Origin of the sequence: Pseudoalteromonas sp. CO342X (assembly GCF_004208915.1) — a bacterium.
In the GTDB taxonomy this organism is placed as follows: domain Bacteria; phylum Pseudomonadota; class Gammaproteobacteria; order Enterobacterales; family Alteromonadaceae; genus Pseudoalteromonas; species Pseudoalteromonas maricaloris.
This window is the reverse complement of record NZ_SGPH01000040.1, coordinates 102,326-128,522: the sequence shown is the minus strand read 5'-3', so window position 1 is coordinate 128,522 and position 26,197 is coordinate 102,326. Positions and strand designations below refer to the sequence as shown.

Here is a 26,197-nt window from a genome sequence, read left to right as displayed (position 1 = left end):
AGTGAAATTTTCACAGTCATAAATCTTTCATTATTGCGTCACCCTTCCGTCAATAAAGCGGTGTAACCTCCTTTACGAAGACTCCCCTTGATTGATTTAGAGTTGTTGGCAGTGTTGACTCAGTTAACACTGCTTTTTTTTGCTTGATACCAAAACATAAAAAACGGCGCTCTAAGCGCCGCTCAATTAACCAAGCTTTTGAATAACTAACCTAAATTTATCTGATAGGTTGGTGGTTGGTTAAGTTTATTACCCAGTCTGGATAATCCTTTCCACCATGCAAATCCAAACAACAACATCGCTATAATCCAAAGCGAAGCACTCGTTGGCGAGGTGCTTAACTGACTAGCTTGGTAAACTAAAGTCGCCATGATATAAGCAATTGAGGTCGTCCAGCCAATAACAAGCCACATCCACTTACCGCCAGATTCACGTTTAATTGCACCTAATACCGCTACACAAGGTGTGTAAAGTAAGATAAAGACAAGATAACTAAATGCACCGATTTGACCATTAAATTTCGCGGCCATTGCAGTAAGTAGCACAGTGCCACTTTCAGCGCCTGACTCTAATTCATTAAGTCCTAATGGATCACCAAGGTTTGCGATAAGATCTTTACTATTGTCTACTATGGTCATCAACGCTTCTTTTAACGAAGCCAACAATGAAAACTCTCCACCTTCTTCTTCGGCACCGGTATAAAGCGCATCTAAAGTACCGACGATGGCTTCTTTGGCAAACATACCAGTCACAACACCAACCGTAGCAGGCCAGTTTTCCTCTTTTAACCCTATTGGCTCAAAGATTGGCGTGACCACTTGTGCAGCCTTCGCCAAAAGTGACTTATCTGTATTCTCATTGCCAAACGAACCGTCGGTACCAATCGAGTTTAATGCACTGAGTAAAATAACTACCATAACAATTGTTTTGCCAGCACGTTTGATAAAGCCGCTCAGACGCTGCCAAGTGGTAATGAGTATATTGCGCCAAATTGGCATATGATACGCTGGCATCTCGGTAAATGAGGGTAATTTTTGCGTTTTGAATACTTGCTTTCTAAATAAAAAGCCAGAACCTACCGCAACCAATATGCCAAGCAAATACAGACCAAAAACAACATTGGCTCCGTTCGTTGGAAAGAAAGCCGCTGCAAATAACGCATATACCGTCAAACGTGCACCGCAGGACATAAATGGCGCCATAATAATCGTCAGTAATCTATCGGACTCTCGACCCATCGTTCTTGACGCCATAACCGCAGGCACATTACAGCCGAATCCAACGATCAAAGGTACAAAAGCATTGCCCGGTAGACCAATGGATGACATCAAACGGTCAATAACAAACGCGGCCCGAGAAAGATAACCACTATCTTCCAAAATGGATAAGCACAGATACAGCACCGCAATAACAGGGATGAAGGTCGCCACTAATTGAATACCCGCACCAAAACCATCAGCCAATAACACACCCAGCCATTGAGGTGCGCCAATATCTGCTAGCAAGATTTTTACACCATCGATGAGTAAGGCGCCCACGGCGATGTCAAAAAAGTCGATAAATACAGCACCAACATTCACCGCAATGGTAAACATTAAATACATCATGGCTAAGAAAATAGGCACGCCAAGCCAGCGGTTGAGCACGATTTTATCAAGCGTTTCTGTTGTATCTGCACGTTTTGGCGTAATGATACTTACGCCATCAGCCAATTTTTTCACTGCTTGGTGACGAGCAACCGCTTTTTCGAGGGGATCGCTGCCGGCACTTTCGGTGTTTGCCGTCACAGGTGCTTTTGGAAAACGAGTGATCTGTGCGAGTTGTTCCAACAACGCTTCTTGCCCTGTACCTTTAGCACCGTGGAATGGCACTACAGGTAACCCTAACTGTTCAGAGAGTCTTTTTAAATCTAACGTTCTCCCACGCTGTGTTGCGACATCAACCATATTTGCAACAACAAGAATAGGCTTACCTAATTCTTTCAGCTGGGAAGTTAATACGAGGTTTCGCTGTAAGTTAGCGGCATCCACGATGTTAATGATGACATCGGCTTCATTTTGCTTTAGGAAGTCACACGCGATTTGCTCATCTTGGCTTGGCTCAATTTGTTCCATGCTATAGAGCCCGGGCAAATCTACCAATTCTACGTTTGTGTTTTCTAAAGCAAAATAGCCGAATTTTTTCTCGACAGTTACCCCTGGCCAATTCCCTACTTTTTGTTTAGAGCCGGTCAGGCGGTTAAATAATGTGGTTTTCCCGCAGTTCGGGTTGCCCACTAACGCAATTTTCATACGTGAGCCCTTAATAACTTATAAAACTTCAATTTCAACGAACTGTGCGTCGGCCTTACGCACACTCACAAAGGTGTCACCAATTTTCACTTGCATCGGGCATCCAAGTGGGGCGACGTTAATGACTTCTATTTGCTCACCAGGAATAATTCCAAGTGCCATTATTCGACTCAGTAACGCAGTATCTGGATGGGTAAGAGAAGTGATGGTCGCTGCGTTATTTTTGGAAAGTTTATCTAATGTCATTGATTATGAGAACAATTTGCAATAAAAGTATGGCGCATCATACCTCATTGACTATTTTCTTTAAACTAGATTGCGACAATAATCTATTATTGCTTGTTATTTAAGGTGTTTACTAGTTAAGATGAACTAAACCATTGCCATATGCCTGACTGTATTAAGGGGTCCTGCCAATGAGTAACGACAAAAAAAAATGGACGCTCAAAAGCATTGCGGCGGAATTAGGCGTGTCAAATGCAACTGTATCGAATGCTTTTAACAGACCAGATCAACTCTCTAAATCCAAACGAGAAGAAATTTTAAAAGCCTGTAAAGAATTGGGTTATTTTGGGCCTAACAAGGCAGCCCAATCGCTGCGTAAGGGCTCGTTTAACATTGTCGCGCTGGTACTACCCGATAGCGTTGAATATATGGTATCAGATCCCGTTGCGAGTAGCTTTATGCGAGGAGTAGCAAGCGTTTTAGAAGCTCAGCATATTAACCTACTCTTGTTCTCAGGCACCGCAGATAATGTCGGAGACATTGTCGATTTCGTCGACGGCTTAATTTGTTATGGCCGCCCGCGTAATCCCAAGTTAATTGAGCATCTTGCGAATGTTAGCAAACAGGTTGTGACGGTTGACTTTGATTTGCCCGCGCATGCCAGTATTAATATCGACAACCAACAAGCCGCCTTTGATGTAGCGAGTAAAGCACTGAACGACGATAGTGATGTTGCTATTTTTGGTTTGAGATTATTAGACACTGATTTGCTATGCCGTGTATACGAGCAAAACCTAACAGACATACAGACCTCTATTGCACATCAGCGTTATAGCGGATATCTCAAAGCTATTGGAGAGCGTGGATTAACACTTGGTGAAGACAGAGTGTGGAATATTCCTGAAAGCAGCGAAAGGTTTGCAAATATCGCCGCAAAAGAACTACTTAACCTCTCACCAAGGCCTAATACCGTACTGTGTATGAGTGATTTAATTGCACTACCGCTGTTAAGAGAAGCCAAAAAACTTGGTGTAAAGATACCACAGGAGCTTAAAGTCGTTGGTTTTGATGGCGTTGATGAAGCGCTACGCTTTAGCCCTAGCCTAACTACCATTCATCAAAATAGTGAAGAAAAAGGCCGAGAAGCAGCCAAACTCTTCTTAGATAAAAGCGATGATAAAGTTATGCTTGGCTATACCTTAAAAATGGGGCAGAGCTGTTAATTGCCCCCTATCAATTAGACTCGCCTGGGTAATCGGCAGGAAATGATCCCTGCCAACAACAACATCACACTTGATACCACTAAACAAGCCACCAAACCATACTCCAAAAAGATCCAACCTGATAGCACAGTACCGAGTAATCGCCCGATAGCGTTCGCCATATAATAGAAGCCCACATCAAGTGACACTCCATCACTATCGGCCAAACTCACAATAAGATAGCTGTGAAGAGATGAATTGATAGCAAACACAATACCAAAGAGCAAAAGTCCACCTACTACGGCTAAGCTTGTCCAGAGCTGCGCTTGAAGTGAGATAGCAATCAACAGCGGAATAACCGCTAAATACAACGCCCATCCGCTGACTTTACTTGGTGTTGATGCAAACGTATCACGACGAATAAATCTAGGTGTTCTTGATTGCACGATGCCATAACCGATAACCCAAGTAGCCATAAAACCACCAACCCACCAATGATCCCAACCGAACTGCTGCGATAAAAAGACAGGAAGCGCAACCACAAACCAAACATCCCGTGCGGCAAATAAAAACAATCGCGCGGCTGACAGCATATTAATTGCTCGGCTTTTTGAAAATACATCGCTAAATTTGGGTTTGCTTTTAGCCTTGCCTAAATCGCTTTTTAAGCTAATAAGGCTAAACAACCACACTAATAGCAACATGATTGCCATCAACCACATCGCACCAGTAAAGCCAAGTAAGGTAAGCAACAACCCGCCAAGAAAAAATCCGACGCCTTTTAGCGCATTCTTTGAGCCGGTAAGTATTGCCACCCACTTAAACAAGGTCCCTTCTTCACCCGATTTTACGATGGCCTTTATCGCACTTTTGGCACTCATTTTATTGAGATCTTTGGCAATACCTGAGAGCGCCTGTGCTGCCATAACATAAGGCACGGTGAGCAAGTGCGCTGGTACAACCAACATCAATAATGCCACTATTTGTATGCCTAAGCCAATATTCATGGTGCGGTTTAAGCCAATGCGTGCGCCAAGCCATCCTCCAATTAAATTGGTGACAACACCAAAAATTTCATAGAAGAGAAATAGCATGGCAATTTCAAGCGGGTTATAACCCAATTGATGAAAGTAAAGCACCACCAACATTCTGAGCGCACCATCCGTTAAGGTAAACGCCCAATAGTTGCCTGTCACAATGAGGTACTGCTTGATATCTTGAGGTATATTACGCAGCTGCATGATATCTTATTCGCCTAACGACAATCCCACTTTACGTACTAATTCCGCGGTACGATTTGCATAGCCCCACTCGTTGTCATACCACACGTACAACTTAACCTGAGTACCATTAACTACCATTGTAGATAACGCATCGACGATACTAGAGCGAGGATCCGTTTTATAGTCAATAGAAACTAGTGGTCTTGATTCATAACCTAAAATTCCGTTAAGCTCAGTAGCAGCAGCTTGCGCCATCCAGTGGTTAATCTCTTCCACTGTAGTTGGCCGCTCGACCTCGAACACGCAGTCTGTTAATGAAGCATTCGCCAACGGAACACGAACAGCGTGACCATTTAGCTTACCTTTTAATTCTGGAAAGATATGGGTAATAGCAGTCGCTGAACCTGTTGTTGTCGGAATTAAACTCATGCCACAGGCCCGCGCGCGGCGTAAATCCTTATGTGGCGCATCCAAAATGGTTTGCGTGTTGGTGATGTCATGAATAGTCGTCATCGAACCGTGCTTTATGCCAATGTTTTGTTGCAATACTTTTACGACTGGCGCTAAGCAATTTGTGGTACAAGAAGCGGCCGTAACGATTTGGTGGGGAATGTCGTCGTATAGATGGTCATTCACTCCCATCACAATATTTAATACCCCTTCTTCTTTTACCGGTGCCGTAACAACAACGCGCTTAACGCCTTGATCTAAATACTGTTGCAGTAAAGCTTTGGTTTTCATTTTGCCGGATGCTTCGATCACGACGTCACATTGAGACCAGTCAGTTTGCGCAATCTCTTTGTTTTGAGTCACCGACAACACAGTTTCACCTACTTGGATCTGTTCACCTTGAAAAGACACACTGTGATGCCATTTACCATGGACAGAATCAAACTCTAGCAAGTGTGCTAGGGTTTCTGCATTGCCCGCAGGATCGTTAATTTGTACAAACTCGATTTCAGGCCAGTCAAAGCTAGCGCGAAGCGCCAAACGCCCCATTCGACCAAAACCATTGATCCCTACTTTAATCGTCATAAGAACTCCAAATCTAATTATTAGTTACAGCAAGTTGCCATGCGTGTTGGCCGTTCGCCCATCGCATTTAGCCTCACTAACTCAGCTTTTATATAATCTGGTTGATGCATAACCGTGGCGTTTATCACCGCCTTCATCCATAGCGGTAGCGTTGGGTTTATAGAATAAAATACCCATTGTTTTTGCTTGCGATCACATAGAATTCCAGCCTTCTTCAGCTGCGCTAAATGCCGTGACACCTTGGGTTGGCTATCTTGTTCAAGCGCAGCCATTAGCTCGCAAACACATAGCTCACCTTCCACCGTCAACATGGCAAGCGTTTTTAAGCGGATCTCATCCGCTAGGGATTTATAAAATTGCAAGGGTGTAAGTAGCGTATGTTGTGACTTACCTTCGCGTAGTAGGGAAATAACTTGTTCATTGATGTCAAACAAGGTTTGCTCATAAGCGTTATTGCAACTTCGCTCAGCTGGACTCGCAATATCCCACGCAAGGACATGTTCTCCTTGCAGTTTACCTTCGCATTCAGATTGCACTTCAGAGCATAAAGTTACCACCACATCAAAGTGTTCGTCCTTATACTCATTGAGGTGTTTACTGTACAGATTGTCCGTATTAATCCCTAAACGGCGTAGCATTGAAAGCGTAGTCGCATTCACCGTGCTTGGCTTAGTGCCTGCACTATAGGCATGAACATCCGAACCGCCATGAAAGTTAGCTAGCGCCTGTGCTAAAATTGACCGCGTTGAGTTTCCAGAACAAAGAAAAAGTAGCTTCATCATCGCATAACAAATTAATTATATAACTTTATTGTTATATAGATAATCCACTATGTCAATTACGCTTTGTTGATATTTATCTATACATAGCAGCTCGCCTAAGATTGCGAGCCGCTACCAAGGATAATCGATGTTGAGGTACTTAAAGCGCGCTTTCTACGCGCAACTTTGGCTCCTAGCTATGGTTAGGAAAGCAGCGATTGAATGTTATAGCTCTGCTCCGTGGCGTTTTCAGAAGTTTTAATCATGGCTTCATCTTTTGCGAGATCAACTCGCAACTCCGCTTTGGCATTATAGCCCTCCCAAGTTATAACCAGATCTGAGCCTTGGCATGTTAATGCAAAATTGCCATCAAATGCGCAACAAGTATTACGCAGTTTAATTAGTGTTTTCAGACCCTTCACGACAGGTTTATCGAGTGCGGCTTCCACCATCGCTACATCCAAATAAGGGCGGTTGATATCGCGTCCAACATTACTTTTTTCTAGGAGCACCATGTCATTTTCCATCGCCAATAGACCACCGTAATAAACTTGTGGTACTCCAGGGCAAAAGAACTGAACTGCTCTTGCTACCAAATAATAAAAATCATGCTTCCCTAAGGCTTCATAATAACTGCAATTGACTTGATACAAGTCGACATTGCTCGCTGCAGCGCCGGTTGCCTTGCGACTTTGGCCTTTACTGTTGCTATGGATCTGCTCAACCAAAGCATCAATTTGATTGGCATCGAGTAACCCTGGTTTATCCCCTTCAGGCCCCGCGTCAATAATGCCGATTCCGTCATGAGTATCCAGCACGGTTAGACAATTACGTGGCGCAATGTCCAACCACTTGGCTAAAGCCGAGAAATCTTTATTGAATAAACTGTGTAAAATAAGCGGAGGGAGCGCAAAGTCATAAACACGGTCGACTTTGCTGGCAACCTCTACTTGAGTTTTGTAATAACTGTGAATTTCGGCAATGGTTTCCATGCCAAGCTCATTGGCGCGCTTAGATAATTGATTAATAAAAGCAAAGGCCTCATCAGTCATAAAACAGCTGGTATTTGCGCGTTTGATTGCATATCCTGCGGCATCTAGTCGAATAATTTTCACTCCACTGTCTGCAAACAATGTTAAAACTTTTTCTAAATAAGCGCGTCCCGCTTCTGACTCAACATTAATATCAATTTGGTTATCAGTAAAAGTGGTCCAAAAATCCACAACTTCGCCACTCGCTAACGCCTTTTTAGAAAAGCAACTTCCAGGCCTTGGACGATAAATTGCTTGCGCTTGTGCTTGCGTAATGCCATTAGGAAAGACATCTTCTTCTTTTAAAAACATCGACCAAAACTGTGACTCTTGGCCATGAGCCAGCACATCTGCAAATTCTGCTGACTCTCCTGATACATGGTTAACGATAAGATCTGCCATTACCTCACAGTGCTCGGCAATCAACTTAATATGTTGCCAATCGCCCAATCGTTCGTCGACTTTGGCATGGTCAATCGGGTCGAAACCTGCGTCACTACCATCAATTGGATAGTAAAAAGGCAAAATGTGGACACCACCAAATAGTCCAGCTAACGGGCCCGTTAGTAACGTATTTAATTGTGCAAGGCCGCCGCCAGACAGGCGATCAGCATACGCGATCAACTGAACTTGGTTTTTCATAATTTACTCATTAAAAAAGTTGAGACTTAATCGATTAAGCTATATCTTTAATCATGAACAAACAATAATCAAGTTTTATCGTAGCGTTCTACTAAAAATAATTCGCTTAATGCAGATTAGTATTACACTCAGTCTTATGTAAAGAAGTAGACCAGCTACATAACAAAGCCCTTCAAGAGGTGAACAATGAGCAGCAAGTCAAATCACACTCAGCTCAACACGTTGCGCTGGTTAACTTATATGATGTTTTTGATGTTTGCGATGACATCAGACGCCGTTGGCGTGATCATTCCAACACTGATCAGCGAATATCAACTTAGCATGACCCAGGCCAGCGCCTTTCACTATGCGCCAATGATTTTAATTGCCTTTAGCGGCTTATGTTTAGGATTTCTGGCAGATAAAATAGGCCGTAAGCTCACGGTGTTAATTGGCCTCATACTATTTTCATCCGCATGTTTTCTGTTCGCACTGGGTGAAACTTTCACCATGTTTTTAATGCTTTTATGTGTCATTGGATTAGCCATTGGCCTATTTAAAACAGGGGCTCTCGCCCTTCTAGGCGACATTTCTGACGGCGCACCAGAACATACTCAAACCATGAATAAAGTCGAAGGCTTCTTTGCCATCGGCGCGATAATTGGCCCTGCAATTGTCAGTTATCTATTGATACAGGGGGTGAGTTGGACCTATCTTTATGTGCTTGCTGGTGGGCTATGCTTAATACTCAGTATCGTGACTTTAAGCACTGACTTTCCCAAGTTTAATACCGCTCATGCACAAAACAATGCAGGCCTATCTCATACAGCAGCCATGCTCAAGAACAAATATGCACTTGGCTTTTCCCTCGCCATAGCACTCTACGTTGCAACTGAAGTCGCAATTTATGTCTGGATGCCCACTTTATTACAGGATTACCAAGGTGATTTAACTTGGCTTGCAACTTATGCGCTCACCATCTTTTTTATTTTACGTGCAATAGGTCGCTTTATGGCTGTATGGTTACTCGCTAAGTATCGTTGGCAAAGCGTAATGCTAACGCTGAGCTTTGCTATATTTGTATGCTATTTTTTAACTTATCTTTATGGTGTTAATGCCGCTATCTATACGCTCCCGCTAAGTGGTTTATTTATGTCTATGATTTACCCAACATTAAACTCAAAAGGGATCTCTTGTTTTGACAAGGCTCAGCATGGCTCTGTTGCTGGTGTGATGTTGTTCTTCACCGCGCTTTCTGCTGCGCTAGCACCACTTCTGATGGGCATGGTGAGCGATTACTTTGGCCATGTTAGCTATGGCTTTGTACTTGCGACTGGGTTTGCATTTTTACTCTTTGCGGCCATGTTGTACAACTGGTTAAAGGACCCTGCCCGCTTACCATTGAGCAAAAACGCTAAGTTGCAGCGAGTGTAACCCCTCCAACCACAAATTTTTCACGGGTTAAAATTCATAAAAACCAAAGCATTAAAATTTTGTTTGAATTATTGATTAATTTTTAATTGCAACCAAATTAAATTGTGCTAAAAACAAACTTAATCGATTAAGTTTATTTTTAATAGACCGCACGAGTTTGACAACGATAACAAGAGGCAAATGATGACAACAATCAAAACCACCCTATTTACACTCAGCGCACTCACGCTTGCAATCTCTCACTCGGCGGCCGCTGAAGGAAAAGCACACACAAAACCTGCCGAAGGCTTCGAGAAAATAGTCGTAACGGGTGTTCCAAAGCGAACAACCATTATGGAATCGAGTGTTTCTGTTAGCAGCATAGGGCTGGAGCAAATCTCTGTTGCAACCCCCAGAACTACCGCTGAAGCATTCAAACTAATTCCTGGTGTAAGGTCAGAATCAACCGGTGGTGAAGGTAATGCAAATATCGCTGTACGTGGTCTTCCTGTCGCATCCGGTGGCGCCAAATTTTTGCAGCTACAAGAAGATGGCTTGCCTATTTTGCAGTTTGGTGACATTGCTTTTGGTAACGCCGATATTTTCATGCGCCTTGATAATACCGTGGAGTCAATTGAGTCTATTCGTGGTGGCTCGGCTTCGACTGCCGCCAGCGACGCTCCCGGAGGCATTATTAACTTGATTTCAAAAACGGGTGAAAATGAGTCAGGCAGTGTTGCCACCACGTTTGGTTTAGATTATGACGAGTTTAGAACTGATTTTGAGTATGGGAGTTATTTAACTGACGACATAAAATTTCATATTGGTGGCTTTGTGCGCCAAGGTGAAGGCCCACGTGACACCGGCTATACCGCAAATAAAGGCGGCCAACTCAAAGCCAATATCACCAAGGAATTTGAAAGTGGCTACGTTCGTTTGTATGTAAAACACCTTGATGATAAAACAGCAGGCTACCTTCCTATGCCTATGTATTCTAATGGCGACTCCATCAGCGGCTTTGATGTACTGTCAGATACACCCCACTCTGTTTATTTCACCGCCACGCAAGGCTTAGGTGGTAACAATCAAATTCGTCGAGGGGATATGCGAGACGGAATGCACCCTGTTGTTGATAGTATCGGCTTTGAAGCAAATTTCAAACTAGGTAATGACTGGCAAATCGAAAACAGGTCCAGAAAGTCGAGTATCTCAGGCACATTTATGTCGCCTTTCCCTGCCGAGGTCGCTAATAGCCAAGCAATTGCCGAGAGCATAGCCGGTACAGGTGCGACACTCACCTTTGCCAACGGACCAAAAGCAGATCAAGCGTTCAATCAAGCACTACTAATGCGCGTTCATACCTTCGAAGTGGAAATGAATGATTTCGACAACATCATAAATGACCTAAAGCTCAGCAAGTCATTTGGTACTGACACGTCACTCACCTTCGGCTACTTCATGTCATCGCAAAATATCAATATGTCTTGGTTATGGAATTCATACTTGCTCGAGGTTAAAGGAGATAACGCAGCGCTTGTCAACGTGGCAGCTGCGGATGGCACAGCATATTCTGAAAACGGATTATATGCCTACGGTACGCCCTATTGGGGAAATTGCTGCCAGCGCAACTACGATACTGAATACGATACTCGTGCCCCATATATCGCCTTTTCAACAAAGCTCGGCGATATTTCAGTTGATGCGAGTGTGCGTCATGATTCAGGTAAAGCGACAGGTACATTTGCAGGTGCTGTAACATCTCGTGTAGATATCAACCGTGATGGCACTATATCAAAGCCAGAGGAGCAAGTTGCAGCCATCGATCTCGCTAACCCCAATGTAGTTAATTACGATTGGAGCTACACAAGTTACTCTGTCGGCGCAAACTACCAAATGACCTCAAGCAGCGCCATATTCGGCAGATTCAGTGAGGGCGGTCGTGCAAATGCAGACAGACTATTGTTCGGTAAAGTGAATATTGATGGCAGTGTTGCTGATGAAGATGCTGTGGATAAAGTGACACAATATGAATTTGGTATCAAACAAAAGTTTGAACAAGGTCGTCTATTTGCAACTTTATTTTACGCCGAAACAGAAGAGCAAAACTTTGAGGCAACCAGCCAAAAGTTCTTTGACAGGCAATACGAAGCACAAGGTATTGAACTTGAAGGTGTCTATTTTATTGGCTCCTTCGACTTACGAGGTAGCTTAACTTGGACCGATGCTGAAATCGCAAAAGATGCACTCACTCCCGAAGTCGAGGGTAACACGCCAAGACGGCAAGCTGACTTTGTTTATTCCTTATTGGGTAAATATAACTTCGATCAAGGTGCTATAGGTTTAAGCCTAATCGGCACCACTGACGCGTACGCACAAGACAACAACGAGTTAAAATTTGACGGTTACACTCAGGTCAACGCGTTTGCAAGCTATGATCTGACTGAACGCTTCAATATCGCGTTAAACGTAAACAATCTCTTTGATACCACTGGATTAACAGAAGCCGAGGAAGGCGTAATTCCAACTAACAATATTATTCGCGCTCGCAGTATTAACGGCAGAACTACGTCTGTCACTTTAAAATACCGTTTCTAATTGGGGGTAGTAGTTATGCAATTAACATGTTTTGGCGAGATGCTTATCGATTTGTTACCTACCGGCGACGGTAGCCTTAACCCTATTGCTGGCGGTGCTCCAGCGAATGTGGCGGTAGGCTTTGCTAAACTTGGTGGCAGTGCTCGGTTTGTGGGAGGCTTCGCTGAAGATCCCTTTTCGCTGCAATTAAAATCAACCTTGGCGTTATATGCTGTTGGAACAGAATATTGTGTATCCATAAGTGGAGCGCAAACCGCCTTGGCCATCGTCCACCTAGACGCTCAAGGAGAACGAAGCTTTTCGTTTTACCGCGACAATACCGCTGATATCGCAATCCGCCCAAAAGACTTAGAGCATTTGCAATGGCCAGATCACGGGATATTTCATTTTTGCTCAAACACGCTTACCGATGCAGAAGTTACAAGTACCACCATGGCGTTATTAAAGTCTGCTGCGGCTCATAATCAATTAATTTCATTTGATGTTAACCTGCGCTTGAATCTATGGCTGGACTTATCTTGCTTATCCGAACGTATAGAGGCTTGCTACCCCTATGTCGACATATTAAAAATGAGTAAAGATGAGCTGAGATATCTCGCTGAAGAAAAGAACATGAGAGAAGCTAGCTATTTAGATTGGTTACTTAGTGTCGGCGTACAAGCGGTGATCTCAAGCGATGGGCCAAATCCTTGCAGTGTATTAACAGCTAAAGACTTTTATTCCGTCGCCTCTCCTACTATTGATGCGGTTGATACAACCGGCGCTGGGGATAGCTTAATGGCAGGGTTTCTATTTCAACTCAGCCAACACGGGATCTCAAAAGATACACTAGTGCAAAACTTCCCAACCGTAAAAAAGGCACTTAGCTTTGCTGTGAAATGCGGTGCGTTTACTTGTGAACACAAAGGTGTCATGCCCTTTATGCCAACGCGTATAGATGTGTCTGAACGGTTTTCTTCCTTCAACCCTGAGGCTTTGTTAGGTTAATACCTAAAGCGGGAAAAGGCTTTCCCGCTATTTTATTATAAAAGTCGAGGCTTAAAACCCTGTTTCATAGTCAATATGAGCAGAGTTTGTCGTCTCGTATGTACCATCAGTATAAAGAATAGTTGCAGTCGCATTGTACTGACGATAAGCACGAATGGTCATGTTACACGTAGTACCACCGCTGCAGCTCGCATCACCATTCCAAATTACTTTACTAATCGCTTTAGTGGCATTTGCGATATAGAATTTACCAGAAGTTGAATTACCGAAAGAAAAATCAATTCCTGAACAAAAGCTAGTATTGTTACCCCACACATTACCGCCTGATTTCACGTTCAAAGAGCATTTTAAATCTGCCGCTTGCGAACTAAAAGACAGACCACCTAGTACAACCAATACTGAAGCAATTAATGTTGATTTCATTATTATTTCCTTTAATTAAGAATGAGTTAAGTAATTTTTAGTGACCAGTTTCATACGAGATACGTGATACATTCGTTTCTTCGTATGTGCCATCTTTGTATAAGATAGTCGCCGTTGCTGTATGTGTTTGATACGCATAAACCGTGAGTGCACATTCAACACCACCAGAACAGCTAGCATCACCATTCCAAATCACTTTATTAATCGGTTTGCTGATATTCGTTAAGTAAAACTTACCTGTTGTTGAATTGCCAAATGAGAAGTCCATACCAAAGCAGGTTTGTCCGTTACCGATGACGTTACCACCTCTTTTCACTTGTAGGTCGCAATTCAACTCAGTTGCGCCAGCGCTGCAGGTACCAACTAATGCAATAGCTGCAAGTATCTTAGTTATTTTTTGTTTCACCTTGCTATCCTTATATTTATTATATTAACAACCAAGAAACCTTGGTTAAAAATAAAACTACACAATAAAAATAAAAAATTCAATTACTTTAACCAATAAAACATAAATTTCACAAAAATTCAGGTGACATTAAATCGAGCAAGTTCATGGAAATTGGTATAAACGGTGAAGAGACAAGCTATAGAGAGTATCGAAATAATAGACTAAATAAAAAAAGGCCGCAGCGGCGGCCAAACACATCATGGGTAAAACAATGTAGGGATGTAGTGTGAATACGCGACCATTGTATGTGAACTATCATAAATTAAAATCACATTATAAAGATTGATATCATCGCTTTTTTCGAATAGTCAATTTTCTGCGGTACTCGTGATACAATTGCTGGATTAAAAATTACAACTAATTAACTATGCCATTACTTTGGATTGTTACTTTACTTTGGGCGTTCTCGTTCTCTTTGATTGGTGTCTATTTGGCAGGCCAAGTCGATGCTTGGTTTAGCGCTTTATCTAGAACCTTGCTAGCAGCAATTGTGTTTATTCCATTTTTGAAATTGAGTTCAGTGAATAAGGAGTTGATAATCAAGTTGATGGCAATCGGTGCAGTACAGATTGGCCTGATGTATGGCTTTTACTATCATTCTTTTTTATACCTAAGCGTACCTGAAGTGTTGCTATTCACAGTGATGACACCCATCTATATTACTGCACTCAATGACTTACTAAACCGCTCATTCAATGCCACTTTTTTGCTGTCTGCGCTCATAGCTATCATTGGTGCAATCACCATTAGATTTACTGAGCTTACTAGCGACTACCTTTTTGGCTTGCTACTAGTGCAAGGGGCAAACCTTTGCTTTGCAATAGGCCAAGTAAGTTACAAACGCTTAAGTAACCATTACCAGCTGGTACACCACCAAAGTTTCGGTTTTTTCTTTATTGGTGCGTCCCTCGTGCTCGCCATCGGATTTATGTTATTCGGCAATCCCCAGCAACTCCCAAGTACTAATCTGCAATGGGGAATACTGATTTATTTAGGCTTGATTGCTTCAGGCGTAGGATATTACGTCTGGAACTTAGGACTGACCCGCGTCTCGGTGGGTGAACTCGCGGTAATGAACAATGTGTTGATCCCAGCTGGGATCATTGTCAATTTGCTGATTTGGAACCGAGAAGCTGACCTCGTTCGCCTTGGTATTGGCAGTGTCATTATTTTTGTGGCGTTGCTCTATAGTAAAAGCGGTGCAAAAGTATAACCCTTTTTAACTTATTTACCGAGTTCGACAGAGTCAAACTCCATTTGTGAATTGAAACACGCCAACGCTTCGATATCTTGATATGGCTCTGTTGACCAACATGCTTTTCTAAAACGCTCATACACTTCACGAAAAGGTGTACAAATTAGCTCAGATTCATCCATCATAATACAGCTAAAGTCTTCAGACTTTATTACAATATAGGGATACTCTCTTCCGCCTTCTTCAGCAAAAAATACGGAATCCCAAAAGTAGCCTTTCTGTCGCATCTCTTCTCTCGGAAACGCGATATTATCCTGCATATAAGCAAGTAATTCATCCGCTTGAGGACGAGCATTCAAGTTTAATTTTATCTTTAGCAGTTTTGTTTCCATGAAATAAGATTAACTCCTCCAACCTTTAACCATTTTGGTACTGAGCATACCTTCCTTCATTTTTTATTCCTATTTCCCACTTATCATTTTCGTAGTAACGACTATACCTAATTCCCTCAAACGGGCCCAACTATAAAATTAGTAAAATGTAACAAGCTGTTTTGCCTAAGATAACCATTAACGCCCATGAGCCAGATCTCTGGAGTTAGGTGTTTGACGAAAATTTCGTTAACATCTAAAGAAAAATAAAGTAAAAATATGATGACAAGAATCGTACAACTATTCCCTCTTTGGGCCATTATTTGCTCAGTAACCGCTTATCTTTTTCCGACTCTATTTAGCGCGTTTAAAGGCAGTATTATTCCGTTATTAATGTTGATCATGCTGACAATGGGCTTAACCCTCACTACAAAAGACTTTTTACGCGTGCTCGACAACCAAAAAGCCATTTGCGTTAGCGTGCTGCTTCAATTTACTGTGATGCCGAGTGTTGCCTACTTAATTGCAACCACCATGAACCTAGAAACCGACCTACTAATTGGTATGATTTTAGTTGGCACGGTTGCTGGCGGCACGGCAAGTAACGTTTTGTGTTATCTCGCCAAAGGAGATGTCGCGTTATCGATTTCTATGACCGCGATTAGTACTTTACTCGGCGTATTCTTAACGCCACTACTAACCACATTGATGATAGGCCAGGTGGTTGATATTCAGTTTTCTGATATGTTGACGAGCCTGCTAAAAATTGTGCTACTTCCGGTGGCTGTGGGCGTTGCTTTCAATACCTTGTTTGCCAAACCACTGGCGCATTCTGTTATCAAAACAACTCCGATACTGCCGTTACTTTCAATGCTCTCAATCGTTTTTATCATTGCAGTGATCGTTGCTCTTAATCAACCTAAACTTCAAAGCATCGGGCTCGTTATGCTGGTTGCCGTGATCCTGCACAATACTACAGGGCTACTTTTGGGCTATTTCATTCCGAAACGGCTCGGTTTTGACGAGAAGGTATGTCGCACCATGGCCTTTGAGGTGGGTATGCAAAACTCGGGGCTTGCTGTTGCGCTTGCCATGAAGTTTTTTACTCCTACAGCGGCCGTAGCAGGTACCCTATTTTCTATTTGGCATAATGTCAGCGGCTCAATATTAGCAGGAATATGGCGACGAAGCGCCACCAGCTCATCTGATAACAATAAAGCCTAATATCAAAGGTTAGGCTTTTTGTAATTGCTTATAAAAGTGAATTTTGCAATCCGATGAACCGTTGATTTGTTCACATTTTACAATCTGGTAATCGCGGCTTATTAACATCAATAGCATGTTTTTGAATAGGTTTCTCGACTTTACTCTGATAGCGCTATAGCCTTGCGCTTTGCACCAAGTTTCTTGCATCACCAACAACTGCTTGGCAATACCCTTACCGCGATATTCGGGGATGACCGCGCCTAACCAGCTATAAAACTCGTTATTCGGCAGTTCGTGGCCCAGTTTATATCCTACAGGCTGGCCTTGCGCGTACGCCACCAGCAATAAATGTTGTCTATCTCGCAGTTTGTCTACAACTTCCTCACCCTTTCTTGGCGTGGCAAACTCCGGAATTTGGTTTTCTATTGTAAGGAGGTCATCTATCGAGCCGACTTTATATTCTAGATTCATATTAATGTCTGTGTAATTGAAAAGGTATCGCCAACAGTCACTTCGGCATATGCGCCGTTAATCAGCGTTAAATTCGGCGCTTGATGGCCTATATCCACATCGTATAGCACGGGGAAATCGCAACCAGTAAAGACTTTTTGCAATGCATCTAGGTGCGTCCAGTCACTATCTTTTGCCAGCGGCTCTGGATTTCGACCAATTAAAACTCCAGCGACTTTCGAAAACCAACCTCGTAATTCAATACTTTGCAGCGCACGATAGTATGCCGCTGGCGGCATTTCGCCATTTTCAAAATATAAGATAATCAACTCATCAGGGTGCGACTGTGAAAAAGCGTCCAGATCAAAATATTCCGTACCAGCCAATAACATATGAATATCCAAACAGCCGCCTAATAATCGACCAGCAAACTGCTGACGATGATTGCCATTGGCCAAAATACGCCATTGAGTGCTCGCGGATAAGTTAAATCCAGCATCGGGAAAGTCAACAAAATTGAGTGGCTCAGCTTCAAAATGTGTCGAGGGAAACTGCGTAAAAGAGTCATTAGGCGCGCGCCTCAAATGGTTAAAAAGTCCAACCGTTAATGCGTCTTGTTGATGGACATTTAATTGCATAAGGTTAGTTGCATGCACGCTTGCCCAGCCTAGTTTGCAAGTCACTGCGCTCAGCAAAGTGCTGACATCAGAGAAACCAATGAGCCATTTTGGCGGAGCATGCGCCAACTTTTCCCAATCAAGTAATGTCAGTAAATCCATTGCAATTGCACCGCCCCATGGCGGCATAATCGCGTCTATTGTGTCATCGAGTAAGTATCCCATAAGTTCATTAGCACGGGTTTTGACATCTGCGCTAACGTAGTTGTGGTTATCTCGCAGGCATTCACCAACCACGAGTTCAAAACCTTGTTGCGCGAGATAATCCAAAGCGTTGTCTAATCTCGCGTGCATAGCAGCAGGTACGCCCGCTGAGAATGCCGTGATCGCAATTTTACTGCCCGCTTTCAACGGTTTGGGATACTTCATCATGATTTCCGTTATTTTTTTGCTTATCCTACCTGAATTTCCGCTTTTGCATACTTTAAATTCTCCCGTTTCGGGCGAGCGATCAAGTATAGAAAGGTTAACGGCCCCAAGCGTCCAATCAGCATTAAAAATATGATTACCGCTTCACCGGGTTCAGACAATGAGCCAGTGATCCCTCGAGATAAGCCAACCGTGCCTAATGCCGACACAGCTTCAAACGTGATATCCGTTAAATTTGCCTGCTCGGTAATCGTTAAAATAAGGGTTGCGAGCATCACGGTAAAAAAGTACACCACGGTGAGACTAAGCGCCTTAAATACCGTTTCAGGCGAGATCTGTCTGTGTCCGATAGCGACTTGATCTCTGCGTCTCAGATAAGCGTAAGTTGCCATTAATAGCACCACCACTGTGGTTATTTTAAGACCACTGGCGGTACTCATAGAGCCGCCCCCTATTATCATTAACCAAATGGTCAGCACGGTACTTTCGTCATTCACCAGCGCAAAGTCGATACTGTTAAAGCCCGCTGTCCGTGGCGTTACCGCTTGCATCCAGGCGGTGATCACTTGCTCAGACAACGACAAATTTCCAAGGGTCTCTGGGTTATTTGCTTCAAAAAGCCAAAATAAGCTAAATGCCAGCACATTCAACACCGCTGTTGCTATCAAGACTAGCTTAGTGGCAGATCCAAACCGGCTCCAACGGCGTCGTTTTACTATATCCATCAACACCACAAATCCAAGTCCGCCAATCACAAATAACCCTGATATCACAAGATTAACGACCCAATCGCCACGAAAACTGGTGAGGCTGTCATCATGCAATGCAAATCCCGCATTGTTAAAAGCCGAAATGGTGTAGAAGAAGCTTTGCATTATCGCATCACCAAGTGGTAGCGTTTGATACCAATGGGCAAGCAAAATGGTAAACCCTATCGATTCGATGATCAGTGCATAAACTAACACGCATTTGGCTGTATCAACCAACTGATCAAATCGAGCTATGCCAAAGCTTTCTTTTGCGATCAGTTGTTTGCTAATGTCCATTTGCTGCCCCATCCCCCGCAGCACCACAACCGTAATGGTCATAAACCCCAGTCCACCGATTTGAATAAGACTGGCAATAACGAGATGGCCAAAGGTCGTAAAATCATTTGGCGTACTCAATACCGCAAGTCCTGTCACCGTTACCGCGGAAGTTGCAGTAAATAACGCTTGCATCACTTTGATGTCTTGGGTGTGTGCTATCGGTAGCAACAACAAAATAGTACCTAAAGCTATCAGCCCGCAAAACCCAATAAACAGAACTGCAGGGGGGCTTAACCTCAGCGGCTTTTTGTGGGCTTTGGGCTTGCTATTTGGATAGGGGTAATAGTGGGGACTCCATGTTTTCATTACGCCCCCAGTTTTAACGCGATAGAATTTAACGCTTTTAACTGACCGTTGAGGATAACTTTATCATCTTCGTTTATCAAAAATGACTCAGCCGGATTGGTATAACACGCTTTGCCGCGCTGCACTAACACAGCCTTGATTTCGCCCTTTGCACGCTTTAATAGCGTCGCCAAAGACTGTCCGCAGCTTAATTTATTCACGATGACTTCCACCATGTAAAAGCCATGCCCCAACTGCATATATTGATTGACCATAGGGTAATTCAGTGTTTGTGCAACCTTGATCCCCATTTCTTCTTCAGGGTGGATCACACGTGTTACGCCTAAACGAGATAAAATTGTATGATGCGCTTCTGAGCTGGCCTTAACCCAAATTTGCTCAACGCCTAAGTTTTTTAGCGACAGTACACATAAAATGCTCGCTTCTAAGTTTTCACCAATGGCGACCAGTACCGCTTTGCTTCTCGTAATATCTAGTTGGCGTAATGCCGTTTCATCGGTCGCATCCAAAGAGGTGGCATAATCAATATGCTCAACAACTTGGTTCACCACACGTTCGCGACTATCTACCCCTATCACTTTGTTTCCAAGCCGCTTTAATTCCAAACAAGCCGCAAAACCAAATCGACCTAAACCAATTACTACAAATTGTGCCATAACAACCTCTATATACTCCGTTATGAGAAATGCTTATTGAGCGGTAAAAGTAAAAACCGATAACCAACCCCGGGCTCAGTTTCTATGATTTTTGGTGTAGCAGCATCATCACTGAGTTTCTTACGTAACTGGCTGACCACAATCCGTAAATAGTGACTATCTTCCACATGGCTTTCGCCCCAAATTTGCTTTAATAAGGTTTGCTGACTGACTAATTCTTGTGCTCTTTGTGCAAGCATACTAAGTAGTGCAAATTCCTTTTTCGATAGTGCTAATGGTGCGTTATCCATAATGACTTGATGCTTTTGTAAATCTATCATCAACTTGCCGTAGTCAATGGCGAGCAAGCGTTTGTTCGGTACTAAATCTCTTAATAGCACTTTGACGCGTACCACCAGCTCTTTGATGCTAAAAGGCTTCGTCAGGTAGTCGTTTGCGCCGCCCTCCAGAAGTTTAATCTTCTCAGCCTCTTGATCTCGTGCAGTTAAGATCAATACAGGTAGCTTGCTGGTTTCTCGGATCTTCTTCAAAATGCTATATCCATCAAAATCTGGCAGCCCAAGATCTAAGATCACCAAGTCTGGCAGCTCACCTTTTAGCACCGACATGGCTTCCTTTCCGGTACTGGCTTCCACATAATTCAGCCCTTCAGCTTTTAATGCTAAGCGGATAAAACGACGGATCTCTTCTTCATCGTCAATCAATAAAATGGTGTGAGTCATCAATGCGCCTCCTCTTTTGGCAAACTAACTTCCATTGTGCAGCCTTGCGTCGTCGGTAAAATGCGAATATCTCCGCCGTGCGCACGAATGATACCTCTCGCCACACTCAGCCCTAAGCCACTGCCACCGTCTTTGCTGGCGCTTTGTCGAAACGAGCTAAAGGCGGTAAAGACTTCCTTTTGCCGAGCAACGGGGATCCCAGGGCCGTTATCCTGAATAAATATCAACAACGCTTGCTGCGTTTCTCCTAAGGAAATCTCAACCCGCTCTCCATCGGGACTAAAGGTGACTGCATTTTCAATTAAGTTAAACAGGGCTTGTTCAATGAGTGCAGCTTGTATCGTGAGAATTGGACTCATATTCTGTGGCATTCTCGAGACGCATGGCGCGCCTAGCCGCAAAATCACGTTATCGATCAAGACATCAATAGACGTAGGTTGCTTCAACAGCGAAAGCTCATCCCCTTGATGCTGTAACTTGGTGGCTTGCAAGATATTTTCGATATAGCGAAACAAACGGTGGCTTTCTGATCGTGCCGACCCCAACAGCTCATTTTGCTCGTCTTGGTCTAACTTATCACGATAGGTTTCTAGCGTTTCGAGCGCGCCCATCACCGCAGCGAGCGGTGTGCGTAGATCATGAGAAACCGACAATAAGATATTAGAGCGCACGTTCGCAACTAAAAGCTGCTGCTTTTGCTCTTTGATATAGCTCGATAAATAGCTAGTAGCTAATGCCACCGCGATAAATACCACTAAATTGACCACATCTTCGGTATTATTCATATGAAGCGTGTATCTGGGCTCTGTGATAAAAAAGTTGAACACTAGACTGCTAACAATCGCCACGCCCAGTGCCATCCAACGTTTTGCGATGAGCGAAACAACAACAACCCCCAACTGCAATACCAACAATACACTGATCGCCGAATGGAACAGCGAGTCTAAGGCAACGGCAAAGGCACTGGTTAACAGCAAAACCAGAAAACTAACGAGATACTCGTTCTTGGCAATAAATCCATTCTCGGAAAACATAGTGACTCCAACTTGCGCTATGTCTTTATTCTATCCTTGTCGAAATTTCGTTGCCGTATAATTTGCGTAAAATTTACTTAACTTTAGGCTATTTAGCACAAGAGCCTGTTTATCTATCAAGTTTGTTTTTGCATGTTGATGATAAAAAGGCTAAGCGCATATCTGATAAAGCCATTGTGATACGCTGGCACAAGCTGTTTAAAAGCAACTGGGTAACTCAGAAATTCATTGAAGAATGGCCGAGAGCGAGTACTGACCACTTATTGTAAAACACTCAAAAAACGACGGCGCACAAACCTAGCAAATTGTGAACGTTTGCTGGCTGGACCAAATAAAGGCTTTAGCAATAACGCCTCAAACAGCGCTAACCGTAGCCTCCCCCCATGCCGTGCGCGATAAGCTGATTTTGACGTCGAGAAATACATAAACGCCAATAACTAGTTTATTTTAGAAACACTTTTGATATGAGTGATGAACACTTTTTTGTAATTCTAAGTCGAAACTGCCGTAACTATGGTGAATAGATAACAGTGGGTGTCTGTATTGTTTCTTCATGGAGCGTATTAAGCTTGGCTAAAATTAGCGAAGAATGAGCGCCAGCCAAGCTTTAGACGTCCCATTTATAATTGCCTTGTTAGCTACCAACACGACAACTTTTCTTATAATTAACTTTTGGCACAAAATACTTTTCTTCCATACACACCATAGTCTTGTGGCCATTAGTACCGCGAGTCTGTTGAACTAAAAAGACCAAATCCTTTCTAACTTCAGGAAGTTCTTCATTAGCTACATTTTCCAACAAAGCAATACGAGTTTCATATTCTGAAACAACGCCTAATTTCTCATTAATCAAGTTATTAATTTGAGAAATCAACTCAATTTTTTGTTGATCGAAATCTTCTTTTTCTTTTACTAAAATATTGACTCGTTCATTTAAACTACCAATAAAGTAAACCGATGCAGCCACAGTAATCGCTATAGTTATTGCCGAAAATGTTAATGTTAGTTCTTCAAATCTAGTCATTTAATACTCCATTCTATACTGGGTAGCTAACTTTAAGCTAACGGGCAAAAAACATGATGCCACACTATGCGAAGCATGGCATTGTGCTTTTATCCCAGTGACCGAAAAGAACGTGTTACGCGCCTTGTTATACACATCACTACTCGGTGGTTGGTAAGAGGATCTTTAAACCTTCATACCATGCTAAGAATGCAACTGTTCCATGAGTTTCGTTTTCAAAATATTGTTGTTTACCTATTTTTTCCTGAATATTGTTGATAACAGAAGAGGCAAAGGACGTTCCCCACTTATAGTTTGTGAGTCCAATTTCTCCAAGGTGCGAATTATTCGCAAAAGCAAAATACACATTAAAACCATACTTCTGAGGCTTATTATTACTATAGGTGCGATTTAGATAGTCATTGTCCCAGAGTGCCGTAGGATCGATGATTAGATAATCTGTAAACAACGAGGAAGAACTAAGAAGTGCGTTTGCTGCGAACAAGCCGCCAAAAGATTCACCTACCAATAATCGTTTGCTAGTAGCCCTGTAAGTTTGGTCGATTTGTGGGATAAGTTCTTTTTCCAGAAAATCTTGAAATTGTGATGCGTTTCCAGTTTGTGAAAATGAATCTAAAACACGTCCTTTGAATGTCCATTCGTTAAGCCTCGACGGAGTTAAATCTCTCGATCTATTTGTATTTGGAATAGCAATAACAATGGCTTCTTGTACCTGGTTCCCTAAAGTCTCAGTGCTTAATGATTCCAATACACCAACGAAACCTTTAAATCGATGTACATCTCCGTCCAATAGATAAATGACAGGATATGATTTTGAATTAGTGTTGTAAGACGGAGGGAGATAGACCATATAAGGCCTTTCTTCTTCAATATATTAAATCGCTGACACCCACCACTAATTTGCACCTTCCTAATATACCGCCTACGCTTTAATTCTGCACTCAAAGGATTGAGGAAAACAAACTATGGCTACAGCCCGTAAAAAGCAAATCAGTTTAACCGACACCAAATACTACCACTGTATCTCCCGTTGCGTAAGGCGCGCGTTTCTGTGTGGTGAAGATAAATTTACCGGAAAATCATACGAACACCGTCGTGATTGGGTTGAAGAAAAGCTATTGATGTTGGGGTCTGTGTTTTGTATTGATATCTGTGCTTATGCGGTGATGAGTAATCACACTCACATTGTTTTATATGTTGATGATAAAAAAGCTAAGCGCCTGTCGGATAAAGCGATTGTAATACGATGGCACAAGTTGTTTAAGGGCAATTGGATAAGCCAAAAGTTTACTGAAGGTGAGCCACTCAATGAGTCGGAGCAGTTGATACTCAATGAGCATGTCGCCAAATACAGAGAAAGGCTCGCAGATATTAGCTGGTTTATGCGGGTACTTAACGAAGATATCGCCCGCCGAGCAAATAAAGAAGATAATTGCACAGGTCGGTTTTGGGAAGGACGATTCAAATCCCAAGCATTACTGGACGAGGCAGCACTGGCTGCTTGTCTAGCTTACGTAGACCTAAACCCAATTAGAGCCAAAATTGCCGCAACGCCTGAAACCTCAGACTACACCAGCATCAAAAAACGCATCGACCATGCAAAGCTGGGCAAGCAACCAAAAAGCCTACTACGCTTTGCTGGCAGCCCACGAAAACATATGCCAAAAGGACTGCCTTTTGAACTCAAATCCTATATTGAATTAGTTGAACTCACCGGCCAATGTATTCGAGTCGACAAACGTGGCTATATCTTTGAGTCTCAACCCATTCTTACTCGATTAAATATTGAACCGGAGAACTGGATAAAACTCACTACGCAATTTTCTCGGGTATTCCACGGTGCTGTTGGTCGAGAGCGAACAATAACCGCTTACTGCGAAACACTTCAAAAACGACGACGGACAAACCTAACAAACTGCGAGCGCTTGTTGGCTTAGCAAAACTCACATTCTCAACGCTAGAATTTCTTACTGCTGTATTTGCAGCGCTTTGCCGTGCGCGATAATCCAATTTTAGTGTAGCGATACGCTTATCCGCCAAAGGTCACCCTATCTAAGAACGCTTTTTGTCCATATTCTTTAAGTGTTTCCGCACGTTTTAATCTCACTTTGTCAGCTTAGATACAAATAACGTTGGGTGTCATCAATGATTTGTGTTGGGTGTCATCAATGATTTGTGACTCCAACTTGCGCTATGTCTTTATTCTATCCTTGTCGAAATTCCGTTGCCGTATAATTTGCGTAAAATTTACTTAACTTTAGGCTATTTAGCACAAGAGCCTGTTTATTTATCAAGTTTGTTTTTGCATGTTGATGATAAAAAAGCTAAGCGCATATCTGATAAAGCCATTGTGATACGCTGGCACAAGCTGTTTAAAAGCAACTGGGTAACTTAGAAATTCATTGAAGAATGGCCGAGAGCGAGTACTGACCACTTATTGTAAAACACTCAAAAAACGACGGCGCACAAACCTAGTAAATTGTGAACGTTTGTTGGCTGGACCAAATAAAGGCTTTAGCAATAACTCCTCAAGCTGCGCTAACCGTAGCCTCCCCCATGCAGTGCGCGATAAGCTGATTTTGACGTCGAGAAATACGTAAACGCCAATAACTAGCTTATTTTAGAAACACTTTTGATATGAGTGATGAACACTTGTTTGTAATTCCAAGTCGAAACTGCCGTAACTATGGCGAATAGATAACTTTGGGTGTCTGTATTGTTCCACGGTTTGCGGCTTTTTCACTAAAACCACTCACAGAAAACCGAATGCCTCCGCACAAACAAGAACCTTTATATGTATTACTCATCTTAAGCTTCCTCCATGTTGCATAACGCCGTGCTCAC

24 protein-coding genes and 2 pseudogenes are annotated in these 26,197 nt (G+C 42.8%); 9 read left to right on the top strand and 17 right to left on the bottom strand.

Translation table 11 applies throughout. The features are described 5' to 3' along the window. Positions 1–206 precede the first annotated feature (206 nt). A complete protein-coding gene (gene feoB, locus EXT47_RS19510; RefSeq protein WP_039495009.1) occupies positions 207–2,291 on the bottom strand; it encodes a ferrous iron transport protein B in 2,085 nt (694 codons plus the stop codon). Between the two features lie 18 nt (positions 2,292–2,309). Next, positions 2,310–2,537: a FeoA family protein gene (locus EXT47_RS19505; protein WP_039495007.1), complete on the bottom strand. Its 228-nt coding sequence runs from the start codon at positions 2,535–2,537 to the stop codon at positions 2,310–2,312. A gap of 170 nt (positions 2,538–2,707) precedes the next feature. Between EXT47_RS19505 and EXT47_RS19500 the strand changes: the two genes are divergently transcribed. Next, positions 2,708–3,739, top strand: coding sequence for a LacI family DNA-binding transcriptional regulator (locus EXT47_RS19500; protein ID WP_039495005.1), 1,032 nt, complete (start codon positions 2,708–2,710; stop codon positions 3,737–3,739). A gap of 14 nt (positions 3,740–3,753) precedes the next feature. Here the strand turns inward: EXT47_RS19500 and arsJ are convergent, their stop codons facing one another. The 4 genes from arsJ to gtfA form a co-directional block, all read right to left on the bottom strand. After that, a complete protein-coding gene (gene arsJ, locus EXT47_RS19495; RefSeq protein ID WP_130127370.1) occupies positions 3,754–4,959 on the bottom strand; it encodes an organoarsenical effux MFS transporter ArsJ in 1,206 nt (401 codons plus the stop codon). Between the two features lie 6 nt (positions 4,960–4,965). After that, positions 4,966–5,976 carry an ArsJ-associated glyceraldehyde-3-phosphate dehydrogenase gene (locus EXT47_RS19490; RefSeq protein WP_130127369.1) on the bottom strand — a complete coding sequence of 337 codons (1,011 nt, stop codon included), beginning with the start codon at positions 5,974–5,976 and terminating at the stop codon, positions 4,966–4,968. 20 nt (positions 5,977–5,996) lie between these two features. After that, a complete protein-coding gene (locus tag EXT47_RS19485; RefSeq protein WP_226899309.1) occupies positions 5,997–6,758 on the bottom strand; it encodes a metalloregulator ArsR/SmtB family transcription factor in 762 nt (253 codons plus the stop codon). Positions 6,759–6,940: 182 nt separating this feature from the next. Then, a complete protein-coding gene (gtfA, locus tag EXT47_RS19480; protein WP_130127368.1) occupies positions 6,941–8,410 on the bottom strand; it encodes a sucrose phosphorylase in 1,470 nt (489 codons plus the stop codon). 186 nt (positions 8,411–8,596) lie between these two features. Between gtfA and EXT47_RS19475 the strand changes: the two genes are divergently transcribed. The 3 genes from EXT47_RS19475 to EXT47_RS19465 all read left to right on the top strand — a co-directional run bounded on the left by EXT47_RS19475 (position 8,597) and on the right by EXT47_RS19465 (position 13,384). Beyond that, a complete protein-coding gene (locus EXT47_RS19475; protein WP_130127367.1) occupies positions 8,597–9,823 on the top strand; it encodes a sugar MFS transporter in 1,227 nt (408 codons plus the stop codon). A gap of 183 nt (positions 9,824–10,006) precedes the next feature. Continuing rightward, positions 10,007–12,397, top strand: a complete 2,391-nt coding sequence (locus tag EXT47_RS19470) for a TonB-dependent receptor (protein ID WP_130127524.1) — start codon at positions 10,007–10,009, stop codon at positions 12,395–12,397. Between the two features lie 15 nt (positions 12,398–12,412). Further along, entirely contained in the window at positions 12,413–13,384 is a 972-nt protein-coding gene (locus EXT47_RS19465; protein WP_130127366.1) for a carbohydrate kinase, read from the top strand. Positions 13,385–13,435: 51 nt separating this feature from the next. Here the strand turns inward: EXT47_RS19465 and EXT47_RS19460 are convergent, their stop codons facing one another. Both EXT47_RS19460 and EXT47_RS19455 read right to left on the bottom strand, forming a co-directional pair. Further along, the gene (locus tag EXT47_RS19460; protein WP_039494990.1) at positions 13,436–13,807 is read right to left on the bottom strand and encodes a hypothetical protein; all 372 of its coding nucleotides are present in this window, start codon (positions 13,805–13,807) and stop codon (positions 13,436–13,438) included. 37 nt (positions 13,808–13,844) lie between these two features. Continuing rightward, entirely contained in the window at positions 13,845–14,213 is a 369-nt protein-coding gene (locus tag EXT47_RS19455; protein WP_099028569.1) for a hypothetical protein, read from the bottom strand. Between the two features lie 409 nt (positions 14,214–14,622). Between EXT47_RS19455 and EXT47_RS19450 the strand changes: the two genes are divergently transcribed. Further along, the gene (locus EXT47_RS19450; protein WP_130127365.1) at positions 14,623–15,468 is read left to right on the top strand and encodes an EamA family transporter; all 846 of its coding nucleotides are present in this window, start codon (positions 14,623–14,625) and stop codon (positions 15,466–15,468) included. A gap of 11 nt (positions 15,469–15,479) precedes the next feature. Here EXT47_RS19450 and EXT47_RS19445 read toward each other — a convergent pair whose 3' ends face one another. Then, positions 15,480–15,842: a DUF6176 family protein gene (locus EXT47_RS19445; protein ID WP_130127364.1), complete on the bottom strand. Its 363-nt coding sequence runs from the start codon at positions 15,840–15,842 to the stop codon at positions 15,480–15,482. Positions 15,843–16,100: 258 nt separating this feature from the next. On the opposite strand from EXT47_RS19445, the gene EXT47_RS19440 reads away from it, so the two are divergent. Then, positions 16,101–17,045, top strand: coding sequence for a bile acid:sodium symporter family protein (locus EXT47_RS19440; RefSeq protein WP_130127363.1), 945 nt, complete (start codon positions 16,101–16,103; stop codon positions 17,043–17,045). Between the two features lie 9 nt (positions 17,046–17,054). On the opposite strand, the gene EXT47_RS19435 is transcribed toward EXT47_RS19440, so the two are convergent. The 6 genes from EXT47_RS19435 to EXT47_RS19410 are packed head-to-tail and all read right to left on the bottom strand — an operon-like array spanning position 17,055 to position 22,329. Then, entirely contained in the window at positions 17,055–17,498 is a 444-nt protein-coding gene (locus EXT47_RS19435; RefSeq protein WP_130127362.1) for a GNAT family N-acetyltransferase, read from the bottom strand. Beyond that, a complete protein-coding gene (locus tag EXT47_RS19430) occupies positions 17,495–18,526 on the bottom strand; it encodes a S66 peptidase family protein (RefSeq protein WP_240701635.1) in 1,032 nt (343 codons plus the stop codon). Before EXT47_RS19430 ends, EXT47_RS19435 begins: the two co-directional genes overlap by 4 nt. A gap of 20 nt (positions 18,527–18,546) precedes the next feature. Next, a complete protein-coding gene (locus EXT47_RS19425; protein WP_205991271.1) occupies positions 18,547–19,917 on the bottom strand; it encodes a TrkH family potassium uptake protein in 1,371 nt (456 codons plus the stop codon). Then, on the bottom strand, positions 19,917–20,573 hold the full coding sequence (locus tag EXT47_RS19420; RefSeq protein WP_039494977.1) for a TrkA family potassium uptake protein: 657 nt from the start codon (positions 20,571–20,573) through the stop codon (positions 19,917–19,919). The genes EXT47_RS19425 and EXT47_RS19420 overlap by 1 nt, the downstream gene beginning before the upstream one ends. 20 nt (positions 20,574–20,593) lie before the next feature. Continuing rightward, positions 20,594–21,295 carry a response regulator gene (locus tag EXT47_RS19415; RefSeq protein ID WP_010373790.1) on the bottom strand — a complete coding sequence of 234 codons (702 nt, stop codon included), beginning with the start codon at positions 21,293–21,295 and terminating at the stop codon, positions 20,594–20,596. Further along, positions 21,295–22,329 carry an ATP-binding protein gene (locus tag EXT47_RS19410; RefSeq protein ID WP_130127361.1) on the bottom strand — a complete coding sequence of 345 codons (1,035 nt, stop codon included), beginning with the start codon at positions 22,327–22,329 and terminating at the stop codon, positions 21,295–21,297. The genes EXT47_RS19415 and EXT47_RS19410 overlap by 1 nt, the downstream gene beginning before the upstream one ends. A 116-nt stretch (positions 22,330–22,445) precedes the next feature. Between EXT47_RS19410 and EXT47_RS24085 the strand changes: the two are divergent. Beyond that, positions 22,446–22,562: pseudogene (locus tag EXT47_RS24085) on the top strand (transposase); the annotation flags it as partial. A 401-nt stretch (positions 22,563–22,963) separates the two neighbouring features. Here EXT47_RS24085 and EXT47_RS19395 read toward each other — a convergent pair. Then, the gene (locus EXT47_RS19395) at positions 22,964–23,353 is read right to left on the bottom strand and encodes a hypothetical protein (protein ID WP_130127360.1); all 390 of its coding nucleotides are present in this window, start codon (positions 23,351–23,353) and stop codon (positions 22,964–22,966) included. 139 nt (positions 23,354–23,492) lie between these two features. Next, positions 23,493–24,224 (bottom strand): alpha/beta hydrolase, encoded by a 732-nt coding sequence (locus EXT47_RS19390; protein WP_276319746.1) that lies wholly within the window; start codon positions 24,222–24,224, stop codon positions 23,493–23,495. A gap of 94 nt (positions 24,225–24,318) precedes the next feature. Between EXT47_RS19390 and EXT47_RS19385 the strand changes: the two genes are divergently transcribed. Together EXT47_RS19385 and EXT47_RS24080 are read left to right on the top strand one after the other, a co-directional pair. Continuing rightward, positions 24,319–25,290 (top strand): transposase, encoded by a 972-nt coding sequence (locus EXT47_RS19385; RefSeq protein WP_130127358.1) that lies wholly within the window; start codon positions 24,319–24,321, stop codon positions 25,288–25,290. A gap of 353 nt (positions 25,291–25,643) precedes the next feature. After that, positions 25,644–25,745 (top strand): annotated as a pseudogene (locus EXT47_RS24080) (transposase); the annotation flags it as partial. Positions 25,746–26,197: the final 452 nt, after the last annotated feature.

Excerpts from the sequence above, each read along its gene's own strand:
- feoB (WP_039495009.1), bottom strand. The coding sequence starts at position 2,291 with ATGAAAATTGCGTTAGTGGGCAACCCGAACTGCGGGAAAACCACATTA.
- EXT47_RS19505 (WP_039495007.1), bottom strand. The coding sequence starts at position 2,537 with ATGACATTAGATAAACTTTCCAAAAATAACGCAGCGACCATCACTTCT.
- EXT47_RS19500 (WP_039495005.1), top strand. The coding sequence starts at position 2,708 with ATGAGTAACGACAAAAAAAAATGGACGCTCAAAAGCATTGCGGCGGAA.
- arsJ (WP_130127370.1), bottom strand. The coding sequence starts at position 4,959 with ATGCAGCTGCGTAATATACCTCAAGATATCAAGCAGTACCTCATTGTG.
- EXT47_RS19490 (WP_130127369.1), bottom strand. The coding sequence starts at position 5,976 with ATGACGATTAAAGTAGGGATCAATGGTTTTGGTCGAATGGGGCGTTTG.
- EXT47_RS19485 (WP_226899309.1), bottom strand. The coding sequence starts at position 6,758 with ATGATGAAGCTACTTTTTCTTTGTTCTGGAAACTCAACGCGGTCAATT.
- gtfA (WP_130127368.1), bottom strand. The coding sequence starts at position 8,410 with ATGAAAAACCAAGTTCAGTTGATCGCGTATGCTGATCGCCTGTCTGGC.
- EXT47_RS19475 (WP_130127367.1), top strand. The coding sequence starts at position 8,597 with ATGAGCAGCAAGTCAAATCACACTCAGCTCAACACGTTGCGCTGGTTA.
- EXT47_RS19470 (WP_130127524.1), top strand. The coding sequence starts at position 10,007 with ATGACAACAATCAAAACCACCCTATTTACACTCAGCGCACTCACGCTT.
- EXT47_RS19465 (WP_130127366.1), top strand. The coding sequence starts at position 12,413 with ATGCAATTAACATGTTTTGGCGAGATGCTTATCGATTTGTTACCTACC.
- EXT47_RS19460 (WP_039494990.1), bottom strand. The coding sequence starts at position 13,807 with ATGAAATCAACATTAATTGCTTCAGTATTGGTTGTACTAGGTGGTCTG.
- EXT47_RS19450 (WP_130127365.1), top strand. The coding sequence starts at position 14,623 with ATGCCATTACTTTGGATTGTTACTTTACTTTGGGCGTTCTCGTTCTCT.
- EXT47_RS19445 (WP_130127364.1), bottom strand. The coding sequence starts at position 15,842 with ATGGAAACAAAACTGCTAAAGATAAAATTAAACTTGAATGCTCGTCCT.
- EXT47_RS19440 (WP_130127363.1), top strand. The coding sequence starts at position 16,101 with ATGATGACAAGAATCGTACAACTATTCCCTCTTTGGGCCATTATTTGC.
- EXT47_RS19435 (WP_130127362.1), bottom strand. The coding sequence starts at position 17,498 with ATGAATCTAGAATATAAAGTCGGCTCGATAGATGACCTCCTTACAATA.
- EXT47_RS19430 (WP_240701635.1), bottom strand. The coding sequence starts at position 18,526 with ATGATGAAGTATCCCAAACCGTTGAAAGCGGGCAGTAAAATTGCGATC.
- EXT47_RS19425 (WP_205991271.1), bottom strand. The coding sequence starts at position 19,917 with ATGAAAACATGGAGTCCCCACTATTACCCCTATCCAAATAGCAAGCCC.
- EXT47_RS19420 (WP_039494977.1), bottom strand. The coding sequence starts at position 20,573 with ATGGCACAATTTGTAGTAATTGGTTTAGGTCGATTTGGTTTTGCGGCT.
- EXT47_RS19415 (WP_010373790.1), bottom strand. The coding sequence starts at position 21,295 with ATGACTCACACCATTTTATTGATTGACGATGAAGAAGAGATCCGTCGT.
- EXT47_RS19410 (WP_130127361.1), bottom strand. The coding sequence starts at position 22,329 with ATGTTTTCCGAGAATGGATTTATTGCCAAGAACGAGTATCTCGTTAGT.
- EXT47_RS19395 (WP_130127360.1), bottom strand. The coding sequence starts at position 23,353 with ATGACTAGATTTGAAGAACTAACATTAACATTTTCGGCAATAACTATA.
- EXT47_RS19385 (WP_130127358.1), top strand. The coding sequence starts at position 24,319 with ATGGCTACAGCCCGTAAAAAGCAAATCAGTTTAACCGACACCAAATAC.